We start from the raw sequence: 25023 nt of genomic DNA, 5'->3' as shown, positions 1-25023 counted from the left end.
GTCACCGTCCGACGTACCGTGGGGTATGGCAACCACCGACGACTTCGTCGAGGTCGCGAGCGTCGACGACTTAGAGGAGAACGACAGGACGCTCGTCACCACCCGCGGACAGGCCATCGCCCTGTTTCGCCACGAGGGCGAGATCCACGCCGTCGACAACCGCTGTCCGCACATGGGCTTCCCGCTCGCACAGGGCACCGTCGAGGACGGCGTCCTGACCTGCCACTGGCACCACGCGCGGTTCGAACTGTCCTGCGGGAGCACGTTCGACCCCTTCGCCGACGACGTTCCCACCTACCCGGTCGAGATCAGAGATGGAGAAATCTGGGTCGATCCGCATCCGAAACGCGACGAACCCCCCGAGGAACGGTGGCTCGCGAGATTGGAAGACGGCCTGGAGAACGACCTCCGGCTGGTGCTCGCGAAGTCAGTCATCGGCCTCGACGACGCCGGCGTCGACTACGAGACCTCCTTGGAGCGCGTCGCGACCTTCGGCGCGCGCTACCGCGACGACGGCTGGGGGCCCGGGCTGACGACGATGGGCGCGATGGCGAACCTCCTTTCCCATCTCGCTCGCGAGGACCGCCGACGGGCGCTCTATACGGGTGCGGTGAGCGTCGCCGACGACGCGGCGGGCCATCCCCCCAGATTCGTCCAGGACCCCTTGAGCGGGGAGCACGACCCCGAGCGCCTCGATCGGTGGTTTCGCGACTGTATCGAGGTCCGCGACCGACAGGGCGCGGAGCGAGTCCTCAGGAGCGCGATCGCCGAGGGCTCCCGAAAACGGGTCGTTTCCATGCTGGTGGGTGCGGCCACCGACCACCGGTACCTCGACGTCGGCCACACGGTCGACTTCCTCAACAAGGCCTGTGAGACGCTGGACCACGTCGGCTGGGAGCGCGCCGACGACCTGCTTCCGGCGCTCGTCCCCGGCCTCGCGAGCGCCGAACGGAGCGAGGAGCGCTCCTCGTGGCGCCAGCCCGTGGATCTGGCCGCGCTTCTCGACGAATCGTTCGAGCGCCTCCCCGCACGAATCGAGGCGGGCGAGGGCGACGAGTGGACGCCTCCTGAGGGGTTCGGCGAGACGCTGCTCTCCGAGGATCCCCGAGGGATCGTCGCGACACTCGACGAGGCGATCGAGGACGGTGCGAGCGCGGCACGACTGGCCGACCGGGTGGCCGAGGCCGCCGCCGTTCGGATCGCACAGTTCGGGACGGGCAACGAGTTCCGCGACTGGAACACGGTCCATCACACCTACACCTACGCGAACGCGGTCTGCGGGCTGGCCCGCCGGACGGAGGGGGAGGGGATCTACAGGGCGGTCTACGACGGCGCGGTCAACGTCTACCTCGATCGGTTCCTCAACACGCCGCCGACCGCGGTTCCGGAGCCACGCGAGGTCGGTTCCGATCCCGAAACCCTGCTCTCCGACCTCTCCGAGGCCTTCGACGAGGAAGGCGAGGTGAATCGGGCGGGTCGGATCGTCGCGGACTACCTCGATTCGGGCGGCGATCCCGAGGCGCTGAAACGCACCCTCGGCGGGGCACTGCTCCGGGAGGATTCGAACTTCCACACGCTCCAGAACGTCGAAGCCGCCTTCGAACAGGCGGGGCGCACCGGCGAGGAACGGCTCCACCTGATCGCCACCGCCCGGTATCTCGCCGCCCATACCCCCACTCGCCGGGAGCGCGAACAGACGTTCACCATCGCGACCCGGCTTCACCGCGGCGAGAAGCTCCACGAGACGCCCTGAGACGACGCCTTTCGTGCGCCGACGGCACGCTTTTGGGCCTCTCGCCCCTCCTTTCGAACGATGGACGTACTGGTCGCTGGCTCGCACGGCGGGGTCGGACAGCACGTCACCGAACTCCTGAGCGAAAGCGAGCACACCGCACACGCGATGGTCCGCGAGGAGTCCCAAGTATCGGAGATGGAGGAGAAATTCGGCGTCGACGTGGTCGTCGCGGACCTCACCGAGGAGGTCTCCCACGCCGTCGAGGGGTGTGATGCGGTGATCTTCGCGGCGGGATCGAGCGGCGAGGACGTCGAGGGGGTCGACCGCGACGGCGCCATCCGGCTGATCGACGCGGCCGAGCAGGAAGGGACGGACCGGTTCGTCATGCTCAGTTCGATCAACGCCGACCGGCCCGCAGAGAGTCCCGAAGAACTGCGGCCGTACCTCGAAGCCAAACTCGCCGCGGACGAGCACCTTCAGGAGAGCGATCTGACCTACACGATCGCCCGGCCGGGCGCGCTGACCGACGAGCCCGCAACGGGGAAGATCGAGGCGGCCCGCCGCGTCGAACGCGGTGAGATCACCCGCGCCGACGTCGCCCGGACGCTCGTGACCGCCCTCGACGCCGAGACCACCCACGGAAAGACCTTCGAACTGATCGAGGGCGACGAACCGATCGAGAGCGCCCTCGACCGGCTCTAACCGTCCGCGACCGCTCCGTCCCGTAAAATACGGTAGCGATTAACAGAAAACATTTACCTCCGTTGGACCGCGGTCCGCCATGGTGTCGACGGATACGTGGATCACCGCCGTCTGCGTCGTGCTGGCGGTCGTGCTCTGGTACGGGACGAGGCTGACGATCGACAGCCGGACCGCGGCGATCGCCGTCCTGATCGGCGTGGGACTGGTCGTGCCGCTGGGGATCAACGGATTGCGGGCGCGAACGGCCTGAAAACGAGGGTTCTGTATTCGCCTTCCGGTTCGCCGTCGACCCGAGTACCGATAACGAGGTGTGGCCCGTCGTCGCTACTACGCGTCGTTCTCGTCGTCGCCTACATCTTCGAAGTCGGCGTCGACGTACTCGCCCTCCTGGCCGCCCGCACCGCCAGCGCCGGCCGCACCCGCGCCGCCCATGTCGCCCATGCCGCCGGGGCCCGCGCCACCGGCCGCTCCGGCGCCTGCGCCCGCGGCGCCCTCCTGGGCGCCCTGGTAGATCTGCTTGCCGATCTCCTGAAGCGCCTTACTCAGGTCCTCGGTCGCGGACTTGATCTCCTCGGTCTCGGCGTTCTCGTCCTCCAGTACGGCCTCGACCTCGTCGATCTCGGCCTCGATCTCCTCGATCAGTTCGTCGTCGACGTTCTCCTCGTTCTCCTCGAGGAGGCTGCGGGCGCGCTGGACGGCGCTCTCGGCGTCGTTGCGCGCCTCGATGCGCTCGCGGCGTTCCTTGTCCTCCTCTGCGTGCTGTTCGGCCTCGCTCTGCATGCGGTCGATCTCCTCGTCCGAGAGGCCCGCGCCGCCCTCGATCGTGATGTCCTCCTTGTTGCCCGAGCCCTGGTCCTCGGCCTCGACGTTGACGATGCCGTTCTCGTCGATGTTGAACGAGACCTCGATCTGGGGCGTGCCCGCGGGCGCGGGCGGGATCCCCGAGAGCATGAACTCGCCGAGCAGTTCGTTGTCCTCTGCCATCTCGCGTTCGCCCTGGAACACCCGGACCTGCACGGAGGTCTGGTTGTCGGCGGCGGTGGTGAAGATCTTCGACTCCTCGGTCGGGATCGTCGTGTTCTTCTCGATGAGGCGCTCGAAGAGGCCGCCCTTGACCTCGATACCGAGCGAGAGGGGCGTGACGTCCAGCAGGACGATGTCGTCGACCTCGCCGCCGAGGACGCCGCCCTGGATCGCCGCGCCCAGCGCGACGGCCTCGTCGGGGTTGACGTTCTTTTTGGGCTCCTGGCCCACGACCTCCTCGACTTTCTCCTGCACCTGTGGCATCCGGGTCGATCCCCCCACGAGGATCACCTCGTCGATGTCGCCCTCGTCGTAGCCCGCGTCACTGAGTGCCTGCTCGGTCGGCGAGACGGTGCGCTCGATCAGGTCCGAGGTCAGCGACTCGAACTTCGCGCGGGTCAGCGAGGTCTCGAGGTGGACCGGCCCCGAATCCGTCGCCGTGATGAAGGGCAGGTTGATGTCGGTCTCCTTTCGACTGCTGAGCTCGATCTTCGCCTCCTCGGCGGCGTCCTTCAGCCGCTGGAGCGCCTGGCGATCCTCCCGGAGGTCGATGCCGTGGTCGTTCTGGAACTCCTCGGCGAGGTGGTCGATGATCGCCTCGTCCCAGTCGTCGCCACCGAGGTCGTTGTCCCCGTTCGTGGCGACGACCTCGTAGACGCCGCCACCGAGGTCGAGAATGGAGACGTCGAAGGTGCCGCCGCCGAGGTCGTAGACCAGTACCGTCTGATCCGAGTCGTCGTCCAGCCCGTAGGCCATCGACGCGGCGGTGGGCTCGTTGACGATGCGCTCGACGTCGAAGCCGGCGATCTCGCCGGCGTCCTTCGTCGCCTGGCGCTGCTTGTCGTTGAAGTACGCCGGGACGGTGATGACGGCCTTCTCGACGTCGTCGCCGAGGTACTCCTCGGCGTCGCGCTTGATCTTCTGGAGGATCATCGCCGAGATCTGCTCGGGCGTGTACTCCTCGCCCTCGACGTCGACGGTGTAGTCCTCCTCGCCCATGTGGCGCTTGATCGAGGCGATCGTCCGGTCGGGATTCTGGATCGCCTGGTTCTTCGCCGGTTTTCCTACTAATCGCTCGCCGTCGTCGGTGAAGGCCACCACAGAGGCCGTCGTCCGGTCGCCCTCGCCGTTGACGATGATCTCGGGGTCGCCACCCTCCATGACCGCAAAGGCGCTGTTCGTGGTACCGAGATCGATACCGAGAATCTTGTTACTCGCCATTGTTGGCCTATCCTTGCGCACTCGGTCTTTTAAGCCTTGCGAGCTCGACCCTCCACGGGAAACCCTGTCAACGGGCCGCTAGCGGGTAAATTCCGCCGATCAGCGCGTTGCGCGTGGCACGAAAACCGGAACCGCAATACTACTCTTCCGTTCCGTCGCTGACCGTCACCTGCGCCGGCCGCAACACCTTCTCGGCCATCTCGTAGCCCGACGTGTAGACCTCGTCGACGGTCCCCTCGGGCCGGTCGCTCTCGACGCGCATCATCACCTCGTGGCGCTGTGGGTCGACCTCGCTTCCCGGCTCCGGGGCGACCTCGCTCACGTCCTCGTCCTCGAGGACGCGATCGAACTCCGCGAGCGTCATCTCGACGCCCTCTCGGAGGCTCTCGACGTCCTCGGAGTCCTCCTCGACGGCGCGCTTGAGGTTGTCCCGAACGTCGAGCAGCCGGGTGACGAGGTCCTCGGTCGCGCGCTCCTCGACCTGTTGCTGGCGCTTTTTCGCGCGCTTCTTGTAGTTCTGGAAGTCCGCCTGCGTGCGCTTCAGACGCGATTCGAGCTCCTCGATCCGCTCCTCGCGTTCGGCGAGTTCGGCCTTGAGTTCCTCGCGCTTCTCGCGTTCGTCGGGGGCGTCCTCCTCGGGCCCGTCCCCCTCGTCCACGGTCGTTTCGTCGGTTTCGTCCGGCGTCTCGTCCGCCGCTGGCTCCGTCGGTTCTCGGTCCTCGTCGGGTGCCGCGGGCTCGTCGTTGCTCATGCGTCGAGGGTGCGCCCGCGCGGATTTAAGGGTTACAGAACCGACCCGAACTGGGGTGCTATTCGGGACGGGGGGTTCCCGCTCCCGCCCCGGCCCGCTCCATCCGTCTGCCACCCATCGCGACCGCGGCCATCGCGAGGCCGGTCGTGAGCAGGTTGATCCCGAACAGGAGGCCGACCGCCCAGACGGCGGTGCTCGGCCAGCCGGCGAGGATCAGCCCCGCGAGCACCAGCGAGAGGACGCCGCTCACCGCCAGCCCCGCCCAGTTCGTCCCGGGACGGACCCGAAAGCCCATGTAGAGTTCGACGACCCCGTCGACGAGGAAGAACGCTCCCACCAGGAGCGTGAGCGTCGCCAGCCCGACGACGGGGTTCGCGAGCAGTACCAGCCCGGCGATCACGTAGAGGACGCCGAGGGCAACGCCGCCGAAAAAGCCGGCCCACCTTCGTGCGCTGAGCGCGTGCCAGCCGTGGACGACCCCGCCGACGACGAGCAACCCCCCGAGCAGCAGTTCGATACCGATCCCCGTCGCGAACGGGAAGGCGATCGCGAGCACGCCCAGCACCGCCAACACCCCCCCGACGATCATGAGCGATCGCCACGTCTCGCTGGCGCTGTTCGCCATCGACTCCTCCATCTCGGTCGTCTGTGTTACCATCGTATTCACCCGATTAGAGTTGGATGGGCGACAGTATGAACGTGTCTGCGTATCCTCCGAGAGGACGGGCTGTAACTTACAGGGAGACGGCCGAACGGCCGATAGCAGGATTACGGGCGGAACCCGGACGCTCGAACGACCGAGGCGTGGTGTAACGGCCCGATGACCTGTCCGCGGCCCGCCGAACGGCGCGGCCGACGGGACGACGCGTTCGGTATATATGGCGCGGCCGCCAACCCGCCCCCAGTGGCGGTACGGATCACCTACGAGGACGGGACGATCCGCGTTAGCGGCGACGAGCGCGAACTCGAGGCCGTTCGGGAGACCGATCCCTCGGACCCGATCCTCGAATACGACCCCCGAAGCGAGGTCTACAGGGCGCCCGCGTTTCGCTACGGCGACCTCCGGACCCGTCTCGCGGAGAGGGTCGACACCGAGGATCTCGTCTTCGATACCCCGACGCTTCGAGGGCTCACCTCCGAGTACGAACTGCGGTCCTATCAGCGGGACGCCCTCGACGCGTGGCGCGAGAACGGGGATCGGGGAGTGCTCGAACTCCCGACGGGAAGCGGCAAGACGGTGATCGCGCTAAAGGTCATCGAGGAACTCGCCGTCCCTACATTGGTCGTCGTCCCCACGATCGATCTACTGAACCAGTGGCGTGAGGAACTCCGCGAGGAGTTCGATATTCCAGTAGGACAGTTCGGCGGCGGCGTCCAGTCGCGCGAGGCGATCACCGTTTCTACCTATGACTCGGCCTATCTCAAGGCCGACTCCGTCGGGGACGTCTTCCCGTTCGTCGTCTTCGACGAGGTCCACCACCTCGGCGGGGAGGGGTATCGCGAGATCGCCCGCCTGCTCGCCGCACCCGCTCGGTTGGGTCTGACCGCGACGTTCGAGCGTCCCGACGGCGCTCACGAGGTCGTCGAGGAACTGGTCGGGCCGGTCGTCTACCGGACGAACGCCGAGGAACTCGCCGGGAAACACCTCGCGCCCTACGACGTCAAGCGGATCGAGGTGTCGCTCACGGCCGAGGAACGCGAGGCGTACGAACGAAATCAGGAGACGTTCGTCTCCTATCTCCGGGAGTCGGGGATCGACATGCGCCGCGGGAGCGACTACCAGGAACTCGTCAAGCGCTCCGGATCGGATCCGCGTGCGAGAGAGGCGCTGCTCGCGAAACAGCGCGCCCGCGAGATCGTCTCGAACGCCCAGCGGAAGGTCGAGGCGCTGGGCGGGATCCTCGACCGCCACCGCGGCGAGCGAATCATCGTCTTCACCGCGCACAACGACCTGGTCTACCGGCTCTCCGAGCGCTTTCTCATTCCGGCGATCACCCACCGAACGAGTACGACGGAACGCCGCGAGATCCTCGAGCGCTTTCGCGAGGGGACCTACTCCAGAGTCGTCGCCTCGAACGTGCTCGACGAGGGGGTCGACGTCCCCGACGCGAGCGTCGCCGTGGTCATCTCGGGCAGCGGCTCCGAGCGGGAGTTCACCCAACGATTGGGTCGGATCCTCCGGCCCGGCGAGGGCAAACGGGCGCTGCTCTACGAACTCGTGAGCGAGGACACCGCCGAGGAGAACGTCGCGGCCCGGCGTCGCTGATCGGGATCAGGTGTCGGACCGGTGGTTCTGGCGGCCGGGGTCGACCATGCCGTGTTCGCTTCGCTCGTGGGCCTGGATGACGCGGTGGTGATCGGCCGGGCTCTCGACGACGACGTAGAACTCACACAGCTTGCATTTGTCTACGATCATGGTGTGACGGAGCGACCGCCACGGATCGGTCCCGTAGCGCCCTCCCCGTGCCGTTTGTCGTTGGTGCCACGGCCGGATAACCCGCGGGCTTGCCCGAGCGCGCACTCATCACCGTTCGAGCGCCTTTTTCACCCCCGATCCCCTACGGGGGGACGGTGCTGACCAAGGACCTGCTTCGCGTCTCGCGTGCCGGCGGGGGCTATCACCTCCAGTTCGCCGGGCGCGAGCACCGTCCGCTTGCCGCGAAGGTGCTCGGCGTGTTCGATGCCCATGTCGGGGAGCCACGCGAAGCGCTCGATGGCGCGCTTGCCGACCTCGAAGCCGAACACGACTTCAAACTCGTCCGCGGGCTGGCGAAACTCGTCGAACGGGAGGCGACCTTCGAGACGCGGGCCGCCGTTCCGCCCGAGCGCGCCCGCCGGGCGGCCTTCGAGGCCGGCGAGGCCGTGCTGGTCGCAAACGGCGAGGATCGAACCCGAGCGCTCGCGCGGGCGGCCGACTCGCTCGGCGTCTCGCCCGCGGACCTCGACGACGCGCTGTACGCCGACCGCGAGGAGCGTGGGGTGCTTGCCTCGCTCTCCGATCGCTACGATCCCGAGAGCCTGCTCGCCCAGTACGACCTCTCGCTCGCCCAGACGGCGCTGTTCGACGCCCGCGAGGTCCGGATCAGGAGCGACGACCCGCGACGGCTCGTCTCGGCGACCAAGCGACTGGGGCTGCTCTACGAGGTCAGGAAGACCGATAGGGGTCGGGAACTCGTCGTCACCGGTCCCGACGCGCTGTTCCGCGCGACCCGCCGGTACGGCACCCGCTTCGCCCGCCTGCTCCGGGCGGTCGTCGGCGCGACCGAGTGGGACCTGCGCGCGACCATCGACGACCGGGGCACCGAGCGGACCCTCGAACTCTCCGATAGTGACCTCCGGCCGCCCGATACGGAGCCCATCGAGGTGAGCTACGACAGCGGCGTCGAGCGCGAGTTCGCGACCCGCTTTGCGGCGCTGGATCTCGACTGGGAACTGCTTCGCGAACCCGAACCCTTAGAGGTCGGCGCGAGCGTGATGATCCCCGATTTCGCGTTCAATTACGCCCACTCGGAGTTTCGGGTCTACTTCGAGATCATGGGGTTTTGGACCCCCGAGTACGTCGAGAAGAAACTCGATCAACTCGACCGCGTCGAGGAGGTCGAACTGCTCGTCGCCGTCGACGACTCGTTGGGCGTCGGCGAGGAGATCGAGGCGCGCGACCACCGCGTCCTGCCCTACTCCGGGAGCGTGCGGATCAAGGACGTCCGCGACGCGCTGCGCCGGTACGAGGAGCGCCTCGTCGCCGCGAGCGCCGCCTCGCTCCCCGAGACGCTGTCGCCGGAGGAGGACGTCCTCTCGCTCTCGACGCTCGCGGCCCGCTACGGCGTGAGCGAGGCGGCCGTCGAGGACCGCGCTTTCCCCGACCACGAGCGGGTCGGGCGCACGCTCGTCCGCCCAGCCGTTCTCACGACCGTCTCCGACCGTCTCTCGGCGGGCCAGTCGCTCTCGGAGGCGGAAAGCGTCCTCGAGGAGGCGGGAATCACCGAGACGAGCGCCGCCCTCTCGCGGCTGGGCTACCGCGTCGAGTGGGACGGCCTCTCGGGCGGTCGGCTCCGATCGGTCGGCGGCTGACCTGTTTCTCCACCGAAAGGCTTTTTATTTAGAGGAATAGAGTCTTCATTACTTCCCGGTCCCGCTGATCCCCTCCCCACCCCAGTGGATTCGGGAAGTTTTTCCTTTCCCACCCTCAGAGCGCGAGCCCTCTGAGTCGGACGATCGCGAGGCTTCCGACCGCGAGCGTCAACAGCACCCCCAGCGCGCCGTAGGCGACGCCCCAGCCCGCCAGATCCGCGAGCGTCCCGGTGACGACGCTCCCGAGCGCGCCCAGCAGCATGTAGACCGTTCGCACGAGGCCGAACCCCCTATTCTCCTCGCCCTCCGAGAGCCGGACGATGTAGCGGTCCTGTAAGGGAGCGCTCCAGCTCATCGCCACCCCCGCGAGGACGACCCCGAGGACGACGACGGGAAGCGAGGGGCCGAGTACGAGCACCGGATAGGCGACGATCCCGACCGCGAGCGTCGCCCCGAGCGTCGGGTCCCGGCCGAACCGATCCGAGAACGAGCCGATCGCCGGGGCGAAGACGCCGTGGGCGACGAAGTACAGCGAGAAGAGAAGTCCAGCTACTGCCGTCGAGTAGCCGTGGCGGGCGATCAGAAACGACGGGAGGAAGGAGGCGGTCGCCTGCCACGTGAACGCCGAGATCACCGCGAGAACAGTAGTATAGGCGATCGCCGGCCGCGAGAGGAGCCCGACGAGGATCCGGGGCTCGAACCCCTCGCGAAGCGATCGCTCGGGGTGCTGGGGGTCGGTTTCCCTCACTCTCCAGGCGAACACCAGCCCGACCGGGACCGCCGCGACGGTCCCGAGCAGGAGGGCGACTCGCCAGCCGTAGCGCGCGCCGATGGCGGCCGCAAGCACCGGCGCGGAGAGACCAGCGATCGGGCTGCCGGTGACGTGGAGGCCGATCGCCCGGCCCGTGTTCGAGAACAGCCGCGTGAGAAGCGTCGTCGCGACCACGTAGTGAAGCCCCGCGCCCGCACCGAGGAGCACGGCGAAGAGGCCGAACGTGGCCATACTGGGCGAGAGCGCGAGCGCGGCGCTCGCGAGCGCGGTCGTCGAGACGGCGGTGAGGATGACCCGGCGCTCGCCGAACCGGTCGGCCAGAAGCCCCGACGGGAACTGCGAGAGGGCGTAGGCCGCCCACATCCCCGAGAGGGCGAGTCCGATCGCGCCCGAGGAGGTCCCGAACTCGTCGACGATCGCGGGGACGACGGGGCTGATGACGAGGCGGGCGACCATCGTCGCGAAAAAGGCGAGCGTACAGAGGACGAGGACCGTGTTCCGATACTCCCAGCGCACTATCGGCGATTGATCCGACCCCGGCTAAAACGTGTGGATAGCGGCCAGCGGGACCGGGTCAGTCCTCGCGCCGCCGCCCCTTCGGCACCGTCGAGCGCAGTTCGCCGTGGAGGTAGAGGCCGACTCCGAGGGGTTCGCGCTCGCCCGCGAGTTCGTGGGCGGCGATCAGGTAGCCCCAGTCGCCGTCCCACTCGATGTCCTGATCCTCGCCGCGGACGAACCGATCCGCTTCCGCCGGATCGAGGTCGATCACGTTGCGTGTCGCCGCGTGCCCGAACCGCTGGACGGCGTTCGTCGTCGGCTTCCAGTGTTCCTGGCGGGTCCTGAGGAACTTCATTCCCAGCCCCTCGATCTCGGTGGGTGAGGGGACCTCGCCGTGAAGAATCCAGATCTTGCCCGCGCCCTTCTCCCAGAAGGTGTGCTCCTCGAACTCCTCGGGACCGATCCCGAAGCGCTCGTCCCACCACTCCAGAACCTCCTCGCGGGTGGCTCGCTTTTCGAGTTCGCGCTCGGTGTCGGTGGCGGGCAGGCGGTCGAAACGCTGACCCGAATTGGATTCACTCATCCCGCCACCTCCAGTTTCGCACAGAAGAAGCCGCCCGTGTCGTTGTGGTGCGGGTAGTAGCGTCTCGCCTTCTCGACCGACCCGTCGTATTCTTCTCCGTTCCACTCGGTGACGCCCGACCGCGACTCCAGCGGCGTGTCGAACCCGACGACCCGACAGTTCTCGTTCTCCAGGACGTGATCGAGTACGGCCTCGTTCTCCTCGGGGGCGAACGTACACGTCGAGTAGACGACGGTGCCTCCGGAACGGGTGGACTGGATCGCCCGTTTGAGGATGCCCTTCTGCACCCCTGAAACGCCCTCGACGTGCGAGAGGCTCCACTCCTCGAGGGTGTCAGGCCGTTTCCGGATGATGCCCTCACACGAACAGGGGGCGTCGACGAGCACGCGGTCGAAGGCGTCGAACCCGAAGGGTTTCAGCGAGAAGTTCCGGGCGTCCTGGCGGGTGACGGCGACGTTCGTTAATCCGAGGCGTTCGGCGTTGAATCGGAGCGCCGAGAGCCGCCCGAGGTTGTTGTCGTTGGCGACTACGAGGCCGGTGTCGTCCATCAGCGCGGCGATCTGGGCGGTTTTCCCCCCTGGAGCGGCACACGCATCGAGGACGCGTTCGCCGGGTTCGGGCGCGAGCACCGTCGCGGGCAGCGAGGAGATCTCCTCCTGGCCGTGGATCCAGCCGTGGAAGTACGGCCACGTGTTGCCCGGTTTGTCCGTATCGAGTTCCAATACGCCGGGGTTCCACTCGCGGCCCTCGTAGCCCACTCCCTCCTCGTCGAGGGCGCGTTTCGTCCGTTCGACGCCGGCCTTGACCGTGTTCACGCGGACGACCGAGGGCAGCGGGCGCTCGCAGGCGGCGAGAAAGGCCTCGAAGTCCTCGACGATCGGTTCGTACCGCGAGAGCACCTCCATCGCTTCCCGATAGCCGCGTGGGTCGCTTGTAGGTTTCGCTACGGCTCGGGGCGCTTGCCTTCCTTGAACTCGGCGTGTTCGATCCACTCCTCGAGCGACGGCTGGCCGCGATACCGGATCGTATCGGTTCGGTCGTCGTAGTCGACGACGTGTGCCTCGACCAGTTTCGGGACGTGTCGGTCGCGAAGTTCCTCCCGGATCCCGTCGCGGGCACTGTCGCGGTCCTCGGCCTCTAGCTGACGGACCCGGGAGGTCAACCCGTCGAGGCCCATCCCGTTCTCCCCGTTCCGGTAGAGCGCGTACAGCGCGTATCGCCGACGCCGCCGGCACAGCAGTTCGAATATCGCGTCCAGCGAGAGCGCCCACGGGCCGGCCGTACTCATTCGCGTTTCCTACTGGCTCGGTCCCCACCTGCTCCGATTCGTCCGTTTTTAAACATCGTTCTCCGACACGTAGGTCAGGCGCCGGTGGTACATCAACTGTGCGCCTCGCTGGCTCGGGCCTCAACGCTCCGTGATCGGGCCCCCCTCTCGTTTCGTTAATTGAGCGTTCAACCCGGATACTCGGACGGGACCATTGTCGTTTTAACGCCGTACTGATGGGCACCGATGTGCGTGACGCGGGCGCTTGGCATACCACCACCGAGTCCGTACCCGAGCCGATGGGTCCCCTACTAGGTCCATCCGGTCCGGCAGTCGGTTTATGGGTGTGGCTCGCGTCCCTCCAACCATGGCACGGATTAACATTCACGACGAATCGGTCCCGCTCGACCGGCCGTTCCTCGTCGAGGGGCTTCCCGGCGTGGGGCTCGTGGGCAAGATCGCCACCGACCACCTGATCGAGGAGTTCTCGATGACCCACTACGCGAGCGTCCACTGCGACGGCCTTCCCCAGATCGGCGTCTACCACGAGGACGACGACGAACTCAAGGCGCCGGTCAGGCTCTACGCCGACCCCGACCGGGACCTGCTCGCACTCCAGAGCGAGGTGCCGATCTCGGGGGCGGGCGCGCCCGAGTTCGCCGCCTGCGTCTCGGGGTGGTTGGCAGAACACGAGGTGACGCCGGTCTACCTGAGCGGGCGACCCGCCGAGAAGGAGGGGACCCCCGAGGTCTACGGCGTCGCCACCGGCGACGCGATCAACCACCTCGACCGAGCGGGGATCGTCCCGCCGCGGGAGACGGGCGTCATCAGCGGGCCGACGGGCGCGCTGCTCAACCAGGCCACGGAGTCGGGGCTGGCGAGCGTCGGCCTGATCGTCGAGAGCGACCCCAACTTCCCGGACCCGGAGGCCGCCCGCGCGTTGTTGCAGAACGGTATCGCCCCCATCGTCGACGTCGAGGTCGACGTCGACCGACTCGTCGAACAGGCCGAACGAATCAGGGACCAGCGCGAGCAACTCGCCCAGCGGATGCAACAGGCCGGCGACGAGGAGAGCACGCAGGCGCGGCCCGTCGGGATGTACCAGTGACGCCCGTGTGACGCGGCGACAGTCGTCTCGAAACGATTATGTGTTTTGTGTTTGTAGGATAGTATAGACAATTCGATGATCGAGCAGTTCGGGGTGAGTGCGTGCGTGCGACGGATCGACTGATCGGGTTCGTCACCCGGCGGAGTCGGGCCGTCGTCGCCGTCTTTCTGGTCGTGACGCTGCTTCTCGGGAGCGGCGTCGGGGCGATCGAACAGTCCTCGTCGCTGGATCAGTTCCGGACCGACAGCGACGAGGCCGACGCACAGGCGTACATCGACGAGCGCTTCGGCGGCGACGAGAACACCACGACGGCCCAGTTGATCGTCCGCGAGGAAAACGCCCTCTCGAAGGGGTCGTTGATCTCGACGCTCGAACTCCAGGGGGAGTTCCGCGGGAACGAGACGATCAACGCGACGCTCGCCGAGGAGCCGTTCGGCGACCTCTCGAACGTCGTCGCGACGGCCGCGATCCGACAGGAGCGCGCCGACGAACTGGAGACGAGATCCGAGGACCTCGAAACGCGGGGCGAGACGCTCGAAGAGCGGAGCGAACGGCTCGAAGCCGAGGGCGAGGCCATCGAGTCGGAGGGCGAGGAACTCGCCGAACGCGGCGACGCCCTCGAGGACGACGCCGCCGACCTCGAAGCGGACGCCGCCGAACTGGAGGAGCGACGGGGAGAACTCGCGGAGGAGCGGGCCGACCTCGAGGCCCGCGGGGAGTTCATGGCCGAGACGCTGAACGAGACCCGCGATCTGCGGGTCGCCTACGACCGCGGGGAGATCACCGAAGCGGAGTACGGGGCGGGCATGGGGGACCTCGACGCCGAGTCCAGAGAGCGCCTTCCGGCGGCGGAGTACGCCGCCTTCTCGCCGCTGATCGACGACGTGGCCGACGCACAGGCCGAACTGAACGCGCTCGAAGCGCAGTACCGGGCGGGCGGGATCACCGAGGAGGAGTACGATGCCCGAAGCGCCGAACCCGCCGCCGAGATCGAGAGCGCCTACGACGCCATCGAGGGCGAGGTGCTCGCCCCGGCGAGCGCCGATCTGGCCGACCGCGGGGAGGCCCTGGAGGTCGACGCCGCGGCGCTAGAGGAGCGCCAGGAGCGCCTCGAAGAGCGCGGCGACGCCCTCGAAGCGGACCGCGCGGCCCTCGAGGAGCGATCCGAGGACCTCGAAGCCGAGGGCGAGGCGGTGGAGCGGGAGGCCGACGCCCTCGAAGAGGACGGCGAGGCGCTCGAAGAGGAGTTCGCGGCGATCTCCGAGATCGACCCGAGCAGGGAGGAGCAGATCGCACAGTTGGAGTCGATGAGCCAGTCGGAGATCGACGACGTGCTCGAGACGGTGCTCGACGAGGACGCCCCGCGCGAGGTCTTCGTCTTCCTGCCGACCGACTACGAGCCGGGTTCGACGACCGCCGACGCCCGGGCGATCTACGTCACCCAGGTCACCGAGGAGGAGGCGAGCGTCGAGGGCGAGGCGCCGGACTCGCTGGTCGACTCACAGCTCGCGATGGCGGCGATCGTCGAGGAGCGCTTCGACTCGGCGTTCGTCTTCGGGTCCGGTATCATCACCGACGAGATCGACCGCTCGCTCGCGGACAGCCTGGGGATCGTCCTGCCGCTGGCGCTGGCGTTCGTGGTGTGCGTGCTGGCGATCGCCTACCGTGATCCGCTGGACATCGCCCTCGGCGGCGTCGGCATTCTCGCCGTCCTCCTGTGGACGTTTGGGTTCATGGGCTGGGCAGGGATTGCGTTCAATCAGATCATGATCGCGGTTCCCGTCCTCCTGGTGGGGCTGTCGATCGACTACGCGATCCACGTGTTCATGCGCCACCGCGAGCAGCGCGAGACGCAACGCGTCTCGGATAGCGAGCGGGGCGCGACGACCCGCGAGCAGCGCGCCGAGACCGGCGAGGGCACCCGGCGGGCGATGGCGGTCGTCCTCTCGGGACTCGGCATGGCGCTCGTCTGGGTCACGGCGACCGCGGTGATCGGCTTCCTCTCGAACCTCGTCAGCCCCGTGGGTCCGATCCGCGAGTTCGGGGTCGCGAGCGCGTTCGGCATCGTCTCCGCGCTGTTGATCTTCGGCCTGCTGATCCCCGCGGCGAAGGTCGAACTCGACGCCGCGCTCGAATCGCGCGGCTACGACAGGAGACGACGGGCGTTCGGGACCGGCGGCGGTCCCGCGGGCGACTTCCTCTCGCTGGGCGGGCGGGCCGCACGACGCGCCCCGTGGGCCGTGATCGCCGTCGCGCTCCTGCTCACGGCGGGCAGCGCCTACGGCGCGGCGGGGATCGACACCACCTTCGAGCAGGAGGACTTCATCGCGGACGATCCCCCCGAGTGGATGAAGAGCCTGCCGGGACCGCTGGCCGCCGGGGAGTACGACTCGAAGGCGAACCTCGAGTACGTCAACGGGAACTTCCTGCGCGAGGACACGCGAACGGAGGTGCTCGTCGAGGGCGACGTCACCCGCGACGACGCGCTCGAACGACTCGCCGAGGCCGAGGGGCTAGCGGGGGAGAGCGACTCGGCGGTCGTCCTCTCGAGCGGCGAGGCCGACGTCCGAAGCCCGCTGTCGGTCATGGAGGCCGTCGCCGAGGAGGACGAGGCGTTCGAGGAGACGTTTTCGAGCGCCGACACCACCGGCGACGGCGTCCCCGACGAGAACGTCGAGGGCGTCTACGACGCGCTGTTCGTGGCCGACGCCGAGGCTGCCGAGGACGTGATCTACCGGACGGAGACGGCCGAGTACGAGTCGTTCCGCCTCGTGATCTCGATTCGGGGCTCCGCCGGGACCGACCTGGCGACCGAGGAGACGCGCGCCGTGGCGGCCGTCCTCGACGGCGACGGGTTGGAGGCGACCGCGACGGGCCAGTTGATCGTCTTCGGGATCGTCGAGGAGGAACTCCTTCGGACCGTCATCGAGAGCATGCTCGTCACGCTCGTGGCGGTGTTCGCCTTCCTCATGCTCGCCTACCGGTGGGCCCACGGCAGCGCGGTCATCGGGGCCGTGACGCTCCTCCCCATCGTCCTCTCGGTGGCGTGGATCCTCGGGACGATGTACCTGCTTGGGATCCCCTTCAACGTGATGACCGGGACGATCACCAGCCTCACCATCGGGCTGGGGGTGGCGTACAACGTCCACATGACCGAGCGGTTCCTGCTCGAACGCGAGCGCGGCTACGGCCTCTTCGAAGCCCTCGATCGCAGCGTTCGCGGAACGGGCGGCGCGCTCCTGGGCAGCGCCGCGACCACCGTCGGCGGCTTCGGCGTGCTCGTCTTCGCCATCCTCCCGCCGCTCCAGCAGTTCGGCCTCATCACGGGGCTGACCATCGTCTACGCCTTCCTCGCGAGCGTGTTCGTCCTGCCGAGCCTGCTCGTTGTCTGGACGCGGTATCTCGGCCCGGATCGCGGGCACACCGCGGAGACCGAGACGGCCACACCCGCAGGCGGATCGGATTAGGTTCATCTCCCTCGAGGACGTAGGAAGGGTATGGCAGAACTCGAAGAGAGCGTCGAGGAGTTCCTCGACGACGCGGGCTACGTGCTCTCGGAGTACGAACAGGGCTACATGGACGCCGACGCGGCGCTCTCGGTTCTGGAGGGCCACGTCGACGACCTGCGCGAGGAGTTCCGGGGTTAGGCGATCAGCCCGCGGATCCGCTTCTCGTACTCGACGAACCCGGAATCGGTCCGTTCGCGCGGGCGCGGGAGGTCGATCCCGACGATCTCGCGGACGTGGCCCGGTTCGGTCCCCATCACCACGACGCGGTCGGCGAGCGTGACCGCCTCGCTCACGTCGTGGGTCACGAACAGCACCGTCTTCTCCGTCTCGCGCCAGATCTCCAGTAGCTCCTCCTGCAGGCGGGCGCGCGTCTGGGCGTCGACCGCCCCGAACGGTTCGTCCATCAGCAGAATGGCCGGATCGACCGCGAGCGCACGAGCGATGGCGACGCGCTGTTTCATCCCGCCCGAGAGGTCGCTCGGATACGCCTCCTCGAAGCCCGACAGACCCACCAGATCGATCAGTTCCCCGACTCGACGCTCGCGCTCGGGGTCCGAAACGCCCTGCTGTTCGAGTCCGAAGGCGACGTTCTTTTCGACCGTGCGCCACGGGAACAGGTGATACTCCTGAAAGACGATTCCCATATCGGTCGTCGGTTCCCTCACCCGTTCGCCGTCGAGGGTGACGATCCCCGCGCTCGCCTCCTCGAGGCCGGCGACGATCCGAAACAGGGTCGATTTCCCACAGCCCGAGGGGCCGACGATGCAGACGAACTCCCCCGACTCGACCGCGAAGCTCACGTCGTCGAGCGCCTGTATCGGACCCTGAGCGCCCGAATAACGCTTGCTCACGCCCTCGATGCCGACCTTCGTCTCGCCGTCTACTCCCATGCGATCACCCGACGTTGGGCGACGCGAAACGCCACGTCGACGAGCAGGAACATCAGGCTCAACACGAGGATATATGCGATCACCACGTCGACCGCGAGGTTGTTCCCCGCGCTCATGATCTCCCGGCCGATGCCGGGCACGCCGAAGATCTCCGCGGCGACGACGAGCATCCAGCACCGACCGATCCCCGTCCGAATCCCGGTCGTGATCTCGGGCAGCGCGCTCGGGAGCACGACGGACCTCACGAGTCCGAGGTCGCTCCGGACTCCGAGGCTGCGCGCGACGTCGAGCAGGTCGTCGGAGACGCCCTCGACCCCGCCGTATGCGGCATAAAAATTGATCCAGAACGCGCCGACGGCGATGATGAACGCCGCCCCGGCGTGGTTGATGCCGAACCACGCGATGGCGAAGCCGATGAGAGCGAGCGGCGGTACCGGCCGTAGCGTCCGCACGACCGGCGCGAGCGCGTCGTCGGCAACGCGGCTCCAGCCCAGCGCGATCCCGGCGGCGATCCCGAGGAACGTCCCGGCGATCGTCCCGGGGATCCAGTGGAGCACGCTGTTGTACAGCGCGGTCGTCATCGTTCCCGACGCGAGTTCGGCGAAAAAGGTCTCGCCGACGACCAGCGGCGAGGGGAGGACGTAGGACGCCTGGAACAGCGAAGCGACCCACCAGACGGCGAGAAAGCCCGCGACGCCCGCCGTTCCGCGGAGCAGGCGGCTCGGGTCCCAACCGGTCGGCAGCGCCGAATCCTCGCGCATCCCGACGGCGGTGTCGTGGCTCATCGGGCCGCCTCGTAGAGGTCGTAATCGAAGACGTCCTCGAGCGCGAGGCGCTCGTCGGTCCGCCCGAGTTCGGCGGCGTATTCGGCGAAGATCTCGGTTCCGGATTCGATCTCGCGGGGATCGCTCACGAAGTTCGACAGCGGCGAGTCGAGGGCGGCCCGCGCCCGCTCGACCGGCAGCGACGAGGCCCCGATGACGGTGCTCGCGTGTTCGGCGGTCGTCTCGGGATCATCGTTGATGAACTTCGTCGCCCGGACGTGGGCCGCGAGGAACTCCTCGCCGACCGCGTGGTCCCGGACGGCGTCGCTCATCAGCGCGACGGCGGCGGGCTGGCCGGGCATGAACTCCGAGGCAACCGCGAGGGTGTCGATCGGCGCCCCCTCCTCGGTGGCGATCGTCGGAACCGGCTCCATGATGCTCGTCCCGTCGATCTCGTCGTTGGCAATCGCCTGCCAGACGGCGTTCGCGCCGCCGATCTCGGTGATATCGACGGCCTCCGTCGGGTCGAGCCCGTGGACGTCGGAGAGCCAGTAGCGAAGCAGGATGTCGGGAACGCTCCCCTCGGGGAACGTGCCGAAACGGAACTTCCGGCCCTCCTGCTGTTCGTAGCGGGCGAACGATTCGGCGCCGTGTTCGTCCCAGAGCTCTCTTAGAACTTCGTCGGCCATGATCGCCATCGGTTCTTTTATATTGGCCGCGACGACCTTCGCGGGGATCCCGCGGTCGATGACGATCATCGAGGGGACGATCCCGAACAGCCCGACGTCGATCTCGCCGCTGGCGTACGCCTGGACGATGCTCGGTCCGTCGGAGAACTCCCGGGCGTCGACGGGGATCGAGAGTTCCTCGAGATATCCCTCCTCCTGCATCACGAAGTACTGCATGTCGGGGTAGATCGGCATGTACGCGACCGTCAGCTCCTCCAACTCGTCGCTCCCGAGACAGCCGGCCAGCCCGGCGGTCCCGAGCGCGAGACCCGCCCCGGTCGTCCTCAGAACGGCCCGTCGGGAGATCCCCCCACGGCTATCGAATGTACTCACGGATGCCCGCACTACACGCCGAAGGGCCATGCGGCGCTCGGATGCGGTAAGTTCGCCGTTCATCGGGGTCCCGTGGTTCGCGTCGCGTTCGCCCTCGATCCCGCCTTCGGGGGTTCTCTCCCCCGATTGCCGCCTACCGTGCCGTCATAGCTCCCGGCAATACCTGCGACGCTCGACGGTAGCAAGCGTTATGCGGGAACGGGCCGCGCTCCAACCCATGACGGAGTTCTCACAGCGAGTCGAAGGGGTATCGATCAGCGGCATCCGCGAGGTGTTCGAGGCCGCCGGCGCCGAGGCGATCAACCTCGGGATCGGCCAGCCGGACTTCCCGACGCCGACCCACGCCCGCGAGGCCGCGATCGAGGCCATCCGGTCGGGGGCCGTCGACGCCTACACCTCCAACAAGGGGACCCGAGAGCTACGCGAGGCCATCGCCGCGAAGTACGACCGGGACTACTCGCTCCCCGTCGATCCCGAGGACGTCATCGCCACCGCCGGCGGGAGCGAGGCGCTGCACCTGGCGATCGAGGCCCACGTGGACCCCGGCCAAGAGGTGTTGTTTCCGGACCCGGGGTTCGTCTCGTACGACGCCCTGACCCGGATCGCAGACGGGACCCCGAAACCCCTCGGACTCCGCGAGGACCTCACGCTCGACCCCGCGACGGTCGAGGAGGCGATCACCGACGACACCGCCGCCTTCGTCGTCAACAGTCCCGCCAACCCGACGGGGGCGGTCCAGAGCGAGGACGACATGCGTGAGTTCGCCCGGATCGCCGACGAACACGACGTCCTCTGTATCAGCGACGAGGTCTACGAACACATCGTCTTCGAGGGCGAGCACCGCTCGCCCCTCGAGTTCGCCGAGACGGACAACGTCGTCGTCGTGAGCGCCTGCTCGAAGACGTATTCGATGACCGGCTGGCGGCTCGGCTGGATCACCGGGAGCAACCGGCGGATCGAGCGCATGCTCCGGGTACACCAGTACGCACAGGCGTGTGCGAGCGCGCCGGCCCAGTTCGCCTCCGAGGCCGCGCTTTCGGGCTCTCAGGAACCGGTCGAGGAGATGGTCGCCGCTTTCGAGAAACGGCGAGACCTCGTTCTGGAGGGGCTGACCGACATGGGTCTCGAAACGCCGACCCCGCAGGGGGCGTTCTACGCCATGCCGAAGGTGCCCGAGGGCTGGGTCGACGAAGTGATCGACCGGGGCGTGGTCGTCGTCCCCGGCGCGGCCTTCGGCGAGCGCGGCGCGGGCTACGCCCGGCTCTCGTACGCGACCGGCACCGAGGAGCTAGAGGACGCCCTCGAAATCATGCGCGAGGCGACGCGGGCGGTGCGCTGAAGTCCGTTCAGTCGTGAACGAGCACGTCCAACACGGTCGGCCCCTCGTTCTCGACCGCGCGTTCGACCGCTGGAGCGATTTCGTCGGGCGTCTCGACCAACGCGGCCTCGGCACCGTGGCTCTCCGCGTTCGCCACCAGATCCACGGGCGGGTCGAAGTCCATGCCGACGTAGTCGTAGTCGTCGTCGCTCCCGCCGAAGAGCTTGATCGTGTTGTCCTTCAGGATGCGGTAGTTGCGGTTGTCGGCGATTACGACCGTTAGGTCGACGCCGTGGCGCGCCGCCGAGTAGAGCGTGTGCGGATAGTACAGGTACGAGCCGTCGCCGACGAACCCGAGGACGTTCCTCGAATTCTCGCGCTCGCCCTCGGCGATGGCCGCGCCGACCGCCGCCGGCAGACCGTAGCCCAGCCCGCCACCCTTGTTCGAGATCATTCCTTCGCTCTCCAAGGGCCACCGCGTCAACAGCGCGTACTTCGCGGTGACGCCCTCGTCGACGAGATAGGCGTTGGGGGCGGCCTCCCGAAGCCGGTCGACCAGTTCGGCCTTCGACGCCCGTGGATCGTCCTCCGCGCTCCCCCGTCCGATCGAATCGAGGGTATCGGCGAGTCCCGCCTTCGTCTCCCGAACCCGTTCGAGTCGCTTCTTCCGTGTTCTCTCTTCGAGATCGACCCGCTCCGCGAGCGCGCCCATGACCTTGCCGGGATCGCCCAGTACGGCGGCGTCGGCGGGCTGGTGTTTCCCGAGTTCCCACGCGTCGGGCCCGAGGTGGATGCAGGTCGTCTCGGGATCGACGAGGGGGTTCTCGTGGCGCGTCAGCGTCGTGTTGGTCGAACAGCCCGCGAACACCAGTGTATCGGCGTCCATCGACCGCGCCGCGAGCTCCTCGTCGGGTGGGACGTACGATACCCACTGGTCGTGGGTCGTCGGGAAGTTCACCTCACACGAGAGGATCTCGCCGTGGACTCGAAGGCCGGCGGTTTCGGCGAGCTTGACGGCGGCGTCGACCGCGTCTCGACCGGCGCGAGCGACGTGGTCGCCGACGACCATCGTGGGGGCCTCCGCGTCGGCCAGCAGTTCGGCGGCCCGCCGGATCTGTGCGGGGTCGCCTCCGCCTGCGGTCGGGATTTCGCCCAAGCGTTCGGGCTCCGCGTCCGTTGCCGCCATCATGGTGTCGAGCGGGAGGCCCAGAAAGACGGGACCCGTGGGTGGAGTCAGCGCCGTCCGAAAGGCCCGGCGGACCATCGCGGGCAGCGCCGCCACGTCCAGCACCTCGGCGCTCCACTTGGTGAACTCCTCGGCGATACCCACCAGGTCGCCCGACAGAATGGGTTCCTCGTGGCGGAAGTCGGTGCTGTGGTTGCCCGCGGTCACGACCACCGGCGCGCCCGCGACCCTCGCGGCGTAGAGGTTGCCGAGTCCGTGGGCGAGCCCCGGCGCGAGATGCAGGTTCGCCACGCCGACCGGGAGGACGTCGGGATCGCTATGGGAATGATACCGGCGGGTGCTTGCGTAGCCGCCGGCCATCCCGACCGCGATGTCCTCGTGCAGGCCGAGGACGTACTCGATGTCGCTGTCGGCGAGCGATTCGAGTACGGGTAGTTCGGTCGTCCCGGGGTTGCCAAAGACGCGGGAAACGCCGTACCGTTCCAATGCGTCGACGAAGCAGTCCGCACCGGTGTAGCCCTCGCTCATGTGCGGTGTGCCACGCGAGGGGTCATCAATCCGTATGCCATCGCGGCCGAGCCCTACGCCCCGAAACGCACCCGAACGTACTCCCGGACCCGTTGTGCGGCCCGATCGTCGGGGTGGTCGAACGCCAGTCGGCGGACCCGCTCGCGCTCGTCGGCGTACGCGTCCGGCGACTCCAGCGCGAGTTCGATCGCGGCGAGCAGTTCGTCGAACGTCTCGGCGACGGGTCCGGGCGTGACCTTCTCGTACTCGACGTAGAATCCGGGACTCTCCTCGTAGCGCTCGCGGTCGTAAGCGTAGAAGACGACCGGTCGATCGAGCAGGAGGTAATCGAAGTACACGGACGAATAGTCGGTCACGAGCGCGTCGGTCCCCCGGAGGAGGGGGTAGACGTCGAACCCTGCCGGGAGGACCTGAAGGCGCTCGAAGCGCTCGGGATCGAACCCGGGATCGCTGAAGGGGTGGAACTTCACGACCATCGCGGCGTCCCGCTCGGCGAGGAACCGATCCAGCCGTTCGAAATCGATGTGAGCGGCGGGGTCCGAGCCGTCCTCGCGGTAGGTCGGCAGGTAGGCGACCACCCGGTCGGCGTCGATGTCCTCGCGTATCTCGCGGGCGGTCTCGCCCTGGCCGACCCCCTCGCCGGGGAGCTCGCGAAACAGGGCGTCGTTTCGCGGGTAGCCCGTGACCGGGAGGTCGGGGTCGATCCGGAACGCGGAACGAAACGAATCGCCGAGTCCCGACGCCGTGAGCGTGAGCGCGTCGAACTGCCGGTAGGTGTACAGCAGGCGGAGGCGTTCCCGGAGCGTGAACCCCTCGAAGCTCGGCGCGTCGGCGGCGATCCGTTTCAGCGGGACGCCGTGCCAGAGCTGGACGACGTTCGCCCCCCCGGTCGGCCACAGCGGCATGTCCGTCATCGTGCCGGTGACGAAGACCACGCCCGCACGCAACGTCGCCAGTCGTCCCCGAAGCGAGTCCGCGCGATGGGCATCGAACCCGTTTTCGCGCAGTTCGCGGACGGTCGAATCGCTCTCCGAGATCCACACCGGCCGGAGTCCGCCCTCGCGCTGTAGGTCCAAAAAGAGGTACTTCGTGTTGCCTTCGAAGGCCTCGCCGCCACGCGTGCCGAAGACCCACAGGGAGTCCTCGCGGGGCAGGAGGTGTGCGAGGCGGTGGGCGAGAACCGCGAGGACGTCCTTCGGGAGGCCCACTCAGACTTCTCCCCAGAGCTGCTGGCCCGTCCTGAGGTCCTCCCGGTCGTCGATCTCGATCCACCCCTCGTGGACCTCGACGACGCCGAGCGACCGGTCGGCGGCCAGCCGATCGAACGCGGTTTCGTACCACTCGTTCGTGTGGTCGTGTTCGACGAGATCGTCCAGACAGCGAACCAGTGCCGCGGCGTCCGGCGGCGCGAACTTACAGAGGCCGATGTACTCGCCCTCGGCGCGATCGAGGCCCTTCCCAATCGCGAGGACCCGTCCGTCCTCGACGCGGACCTTCATGCTCTCGTCGGTCAGCTCTGCGACCCGGTCGACGACCAGCGCCGACCCCTCGCGCTCGCGAAGCCGGTCGAGACAGGCCGTCGGAAACAGCGTATCGGAGTTGACGAGCGTAAACCCGTCCCGGAGGTGCTCGCGTGCCAACCACAGCGAGTAGCTGTTGTTCGTCTCCTCGAAGACGTCGCTGTGGACGAACTCGAAGGCGAGACGGTCGTATCGAGAGCAGAACGACCGGACCTGCTCGGCCTCGTAGCCCGTGACGACCGTCACCCGTTCGTAGCCCGTCGCGATCAGCGCATCGAGGATGTGTCCGAGAATGGGCTGTCCACTCACGGACAGCAACGTCTTGGGCCGTTCGTCGGTGAGCGGTCGCAATCGTCGCCCGATCCCAGCCGCGAGAACGACCGCGTGAACCTCCCCCTGAGCCCTTGTGGAACTCATTACCGTGTTTCCTTTTCCTGGTAGAACGAAAAATCCACGGGGCGGTTTTCGCCGGGTGAATATGTGTACTCGCCCTCGCGAAACGCGGTGGTCCGTCGG

The 25023-nt window shown here is 67.8% G+C and carries 22 protein-coding genes and 1 pseudogene; 9 read left to right on the top strand and 14 right to left on the bottom strand.

Annotated elements, in window-relative coordinates; translation table 11 throughout:
* Positions 1 to 25 precede the first annotated feature (25 nt).
* The 3 genes from QRT08_RS06425 to QRT08_RS06415 all read left to right on the top strand — a co-directional run bounded on the left by QRT08_RS06425 (position 26) and on the right by QRT08_RS06415 (position 2687).
* Positions 26 to 1753, top strand: a complete 1728-nt coding sequence (locus QRT08_RS06425) for a Rieske 2Fe-2S domain-containing protein (protein ID WP_286045108.1) — start codon at positions 26 to 28, stop codon at positions 1751 to 1753.
* Between the two features lie 60 nt (positions 1754 to 1813).
* Positions 1814 to 2437: an SDR family oxidoreductase gene (locus QRT08_RS06420; protein WP_286045107.1), complete on the top strand. Its 624-nt coding sequence runs from the start codon at positions 1814 to 1816 to the stop codon at positions 2435 to 2437.
* 79 nt (positions 2438 to 2516) lie between these two features.
* Positions 2517 to 2687, top strand: coding sequence for a DUF7987 family protein (locus tag QRT08_RS06415; RefSeq protein WP_286045106.1), 171 nt, complete (start codon positions 2517 to 2519; stop codon positions 2685 to 2687).
* A 77-nt stretch (positions 2688 to 2764) separates the two neighbouring features.
* Here the strand turns inward: QRT08_RS06415 and dnaK are convergent, their stop codons facing one another.
* From dnaK to QRT08_RS06400, 3 genes and pseudogenes are all read right to left on the bottom strand, one after another.
* Positions 2765 to 4681: a molecular chaperone DnaK gene (gene dnaK, locus QRT08_RS06410; RefSeq protein ID WP_286045105.1), complete on the bottom strand. Its 1917-nt coding sequence runs from the start codon at positions 4679 to 4681 to the stop codon at positions 2765 to 2767.
* Between the two features lie 145 nt (positions 4682 to 4826).
* Positions 4827 to 5303: pseudogene (locus QRT08_RS06405) on the bottom strand (nucleotide exchange factor GrpE); the annotation flags it as partial.
* 187 nt (positions 5304 to 5490) lie between these two features.
* Complete coding sequence (locus QRT08_RS06400) at positions 5491 to 6090, bottom strand: HdeD family acid-resistance protein (RefSeq protein WP_286045103.1); 600 nt, start codon at positions 6088 to 6090, stop codon at positions 5491 to 5493.
* 246 nt (positions 6091 to 6336) lie between these two features.
* On the opposite strand from QRT08_RS06400, the gene QRT08_RS06395 reads away from it, so the two are divergent.
* Positions 6337 to 7698 (top strand): DEAD/DEAH box helicase, encoded by a 1362-nt coding sequence (locus tag QRT08_RS06395; RefSeq protein WP_286045102.1) that lies wholly within the window; start codon positions 6337 to 6339, stop codon positions 7696 to 7698.
* A 6-nt stretch (positions 7699 to 7704) separates the two neighbouring features.
* Here the strand turns inward: QRT08_RS06395 and QRT08_RS06390 are convergent, their stop codons facing one another.
* Positions 7705 to 7848 (bottom strand): hypothetical protein, encoded by a 144-nt coding sequence (locus QRT08_RS06390; RefSeq protein ID WP_286045101.1) that lies wholly within the window; start codon positions 7846 to 7848, stop codon positions 7705 to 7707.
* A 155-nt stretch (positions 7849 to 8003) separates the two neighbouring features.
* Here QRT08_RS06390 and QRT08_RS06385 point away from each other — a divergent pair, with 155 nt between their 5' ends.
* Positions 8004 to 9503, top strand: a complete 1500-nt coding sequence (locus QRT08_RS06385; protein WP_286045100.1) for a DUF790 family protein — start codon at positions 8004 to 8006, stop codon at positions 9501 to 9503.
* Between the two features lie 115 nt (positions 9504 to 9618).
* Here QRT08_RS06385 and QRT08_RS06380 read toward each other — a convergent pair whose 3' ends face one another.
* Genes QRT08_RS06380 through QRT08_RS06365 form a run of 4 tightly spaced genes read right to left on the bottom strand, consistent with a single transcriptional unit; the run spans position 9619 to position 12644 of the window.
* Positions 9619 to 10791 carry an MFS transporter gene (locus QRT08_RS06380; protein ID WP_286045099.1) on the bottom strand — a complete coding sequence of 391 codons (1173 nt, stop codon included), beginning with the start codon at positions 10789 to 10791 and terminating at the stop codon, positions 9619 to 9621.
* Positions 10792 to 10849: 58 nt separating this feature from the next.
* Positions 10850 to 11356 carry a DUF7122 family protein gene (locus QRT08_RS06375; protein ID WP_286045098.1) on the bottom strand — a complete coding sequence of 169 codons (507 nt, stop codon included), beginning with the start codon at positions 11354 to 11356 and terminating at the stop codon, positions 10850 to 10852.
* A complete protein-coding gene (locus tag QRT08_RS06370; RefSeq protein ID WP_286045097.1) occupies positions 11353 to 12261 on the bottom strand; it encodes an RsmB/NOP family class I SAM-dependent RNA methyltransferase in 909 nt (302 codons plus the stop codon). Before QRT08_RS06370 ends, QRT08_RS06375 begins: the two co-directional genes overlap by 4 nt.
* Positions 12262 to 12299: 38 nt before the next feature.
* On the bottom strand, positions 12300 to 12644 hold the full coding sequence (locus tag QRT08_RS06365) for a DUF7344 domain-containing protein (protein WP_286045096.1): 345 nt from the start codon (positions 12642 to 12644) through the stop codon (positions 12300 to 12302).
* A gap of 346 nt (positions 12645 to 12990) precedes the next feature.
* On the opposite strand from QRT08_RS06365, the gene QRT08_RS06360 reads away from it, so the two are divergent.
* From QRT08_RS06360 to QRT08_RS06350, 3 genes are all read left to right on the top strand, one after another.
* Positions 12991 to 13731 carry a proteasome assembly chaperone family protein gene (locus QRT08_RS06360; protein ID WP_286045095.1) on the top strand — a complete coding sequence of 247 codons (741 nt, stop codon included), beginning with the start codon at positions 12991 to 12993 and terminating at the stop codon, positions 13729 to 13731.
* A gap of 101 nt (positions 13732 to 13832) precedes the next feature.
* Positions 13833 to 17198 (top strand): MMPL family transporter, encoded by a 3366-nt coding sequence (locus tag QRT08_RS06355; protein WP_286045094.1) that lies wholly within the window; start codon positions 13833 to 13835, stop codon positions 17196 to 17198.
* A 30-nt stretch (positions 17199 to 17228) separates the two neighbouring features.
* Positions 17229 to 17378 (top strand): hypothetical protein, encoded by a 150-nt coding sequence (locus QRT08_RS06350; protein WP_286045093.1) that lies wholly within the window; start codon positions 17229 to 17231, stop codon positions 17376 to 17378.
* Here the strand turns inward: QRT08_RS06350 and QRT08_RS06345 are convergent.
* From QRT08_RS06345 to QRT08_RS06335, 3 genes are read right to left on the bottom strand one after another with little or no spacing between them, the layout of a single operon-like run.
* Positions 17375 to 18130 (bottom strand): ABC transporter ATP-binding protein, encoded by a 756-nt coding sequence (locus QRT08_RS06345; protein WP_286045092.1) that lies wholly within the window; start codon positions 18128 to 18130, stop codon positions 17375 to 17377. The two genes, QRT08_RS06350 and QRT08_RS06345, sit on opposite strands and share 4 nt — an antisense overlap.
* Positions 18121 to 18915 carry an ABC transporter permease gene (locus tag QRT08_RS06340; protein ID WP_286045091.1) on the bottom strand — a complete coding sequence of 265 codons (795 nt, stop codon included), beginning with the start codon at positions 18913 to 18915 and terminating at the stop codon, positions 18121 to 18123. The genes QRT08_RS06345 and QRT08_RS06340 overlap by 10 nt, the downstream gene beginning before the upstream one ends.
* Positions 18912 to 19955 (bottom strand): ABC transporter substrate-binding protein, encoded by a 1044-nt coding sequence (locus tag QRT08_RS06335; RefSeq protein ID WP_286045090.1) that lies wholly within the window; start codon positions 19953 to 19955, stop codon positions 18912 to 18914. The genes QRT08_RS06340 and QRT08_RS06335 overlap by 4 nt, the downstream gene beginning before the upstream one ends.
* A 217-nt stretch (positions 19956 to 20172) precedes the next feature.
* Between QRT08_RS06335 and QRT08_RS06330 the strand changes: the two genes are divergently transcribed.
* Positions 20173 to 21294, top strand: coding sequence for a pyridoxal phosphate-dependent aminotransferase (locus QRT08_RS06330; RefSeq protein WP_286045089.1), 1122 nt, complete (start codon positions 20173 to 20175; stop codon positions 21292 to 21294).
* Positions 21295 to 21301: 7 nt separating this feature from the next.
* On the opposite strand, the gene QRT08_RS06325 is transcribed toward QRT08_RS06330, so the two are convergent.
* From QRT08_RS06325 to QRT08_RS06315, 3 genes are read right to left on the bottom strand one after another with little or no spacing between them, the layout of a single operon-like run.
* Entirely contained in the window at positions 21302 to 22987 is a 1686-nt protein-coding gene (locus tag QRT08_RS06325) for a thiamine pyrophosphate-binding protein (RefSeq protein ID WP_286045088.1), read from the bottom strand.
* Positions 22988 to 23040: 53 nt separating this feature from the next.
* Complete coding sequence (locus QRT08_RS06320) at positions 23041 to 24195, bottom strand: CDP-glycerol glycerophosphotransferase family protein (RefSeq protein WP_286045087.1); 1155 nt, start codon at positions 24193 to 24195, stop codon at positions 23041 to 23043.
* The gene (locus tag QRT08_RS06315) at positions 24196 to 24924 is read right to left on the bottom strand and encodes a phosphocholine cytidylyltransferase family protein (RefSeq protein ID WP_286045086.1); all 729 of its coding nucleotides are present in this window, start codon (positions 24922 to 24924) and stop codon (positions 24196 to 24198) included.
* Positions 24925 to 25023 lie beyond the last annotated feature (99 nt).

Source organism: Halalkalicoccus sp. NIPERK01 (genome assembly GCF_030287405.1).
GTDB lineage: Archaea > Halobacteriota > Halobacteria > Halobacteriales > Halalkalicoccaceae > Halalkalicoccus.
The sequence above is the reverse complement of the archived record's forward strand: the minus strand, read 5'-3'. Positions and strand labels throughout refer to the sequence as shown.

Excerpts from the sequence above, each read along its gene's own strand:
- QRT08_RS06360 (WP_286045095.1), top strand. The coding sequence starts at position 12,991 with ATGGCACGGATTAACATTCACGACGAATCGGTCCCGCTCGACCGGCCG.
- QRT08_RS06365 (WP_286045096.1), bottom strand. The coding sequence starts at position 12,644 with ATGAGTACGGCCGGCCCGTGGGCGCTCTCGCTGGACGCGATATTCGAA.
- QRT08_RS06370 (WP_286045097.1), bottom strand. The coding sequence starts at position 12,261 with ATGGAGGTGCTCTCGCGGTACGAACCGATCGTCGAGGACTTCGAGGCC.
- QRT08_RS06330 (WP_286045089.1), top strand. The coding sequence starts at position 20,173 with ATGACGGAGTTCTCACAGCGAGTCGAAGGGGTATCGATCAGCGGCATC.
- QRT08_RS06350 (WP_286045093.1), top strand. The coding sequence starts at position 17,229 with ATGGCAGAACTCGAAGAGAGCGTCGAGGAGTTCCTCGACGACGCGGGC.
- QRT08_RS06415 (WP_286045106.1), top strand. The coding sequence starts at position 2,517 with ATGGTGTCGACGGATACGTGGATCACCGCCGTCTGCGTCGTGCTGGCG.
- QRT08_RS06420 (WP_286045107.1), top strand. The coding sequence starts at position 1,814 with ATGGACGTACTGGTCGCTGGCTCGCACGGCGGGGTCGGACAGCACGTC.
- QRT08_RS06400 (WP_286045103.1), bottom strand. The coding sequence starts at position 6,090 with ATGGTAACACAGACGACCGAGATGGAGGAGTCGATGGCGAACAGCGCC.
- QRT08_RS06325 (WP_286045088.1), bottom strand. The coding sequence starts at position 22,987 with ATGAGCGAGGGCTACACCGGTGCGGACTGCTTCGTCGACGCATTGGAA.
- QRT08_RS06375 (WP_286045098.1), bottom strand. The coding sequence starts at position 11,356 with ATGAGTGAATCCAATTCGGGTCAGCGTTTCGACCGCCTGCCCGCCACC.
- QRT08_RS06340 (WP_286045091.1), bottom strand. The coding sequence starts at position 18,915 with ATGAGCCACGACACCGCCGTCGGGATGCGCGAGGATTCGGCGCTGCCG.
- QRT08_RS06390 (WP_286045101.1), bottom strand. The coding sequence starts at position 7,848 with ATGATCGTAGACAAATGCAAGCTGTGTGAGTTCTACGTCGTCGTCGAG.
- QRT08_RS06315 (WP_286045086.1), bottom strand. The coding sequence starts at position 24,924 with ATGAGTTCCACAAGGGCTCAGGGGGAGGTTCACGCGGTCGTTCTCGCG.
- QRT08_RS06345 (WP_286045092.1), bottom strand. The coding sequence starts at position 18,130 with ATGGGAGTAGACGGCGAGACGAAGGTCGGCATCGAGGGCGTGAGCAAG.
- QRT08_RS06425 (WP_286045108.1), top strand. The coding sequence starts at position 26 with ATGGCAACCACCGACGACTTCGTCGAGGTCGCGAGCGTCGACGACTTA.
- dnaK (WP_286045105.1), bottom strand. The coding sequence starts at position 4,681 with ATGGCGAGTAACAAGATTCTCGGTATCGATCTCGGTACCACGAACAGC.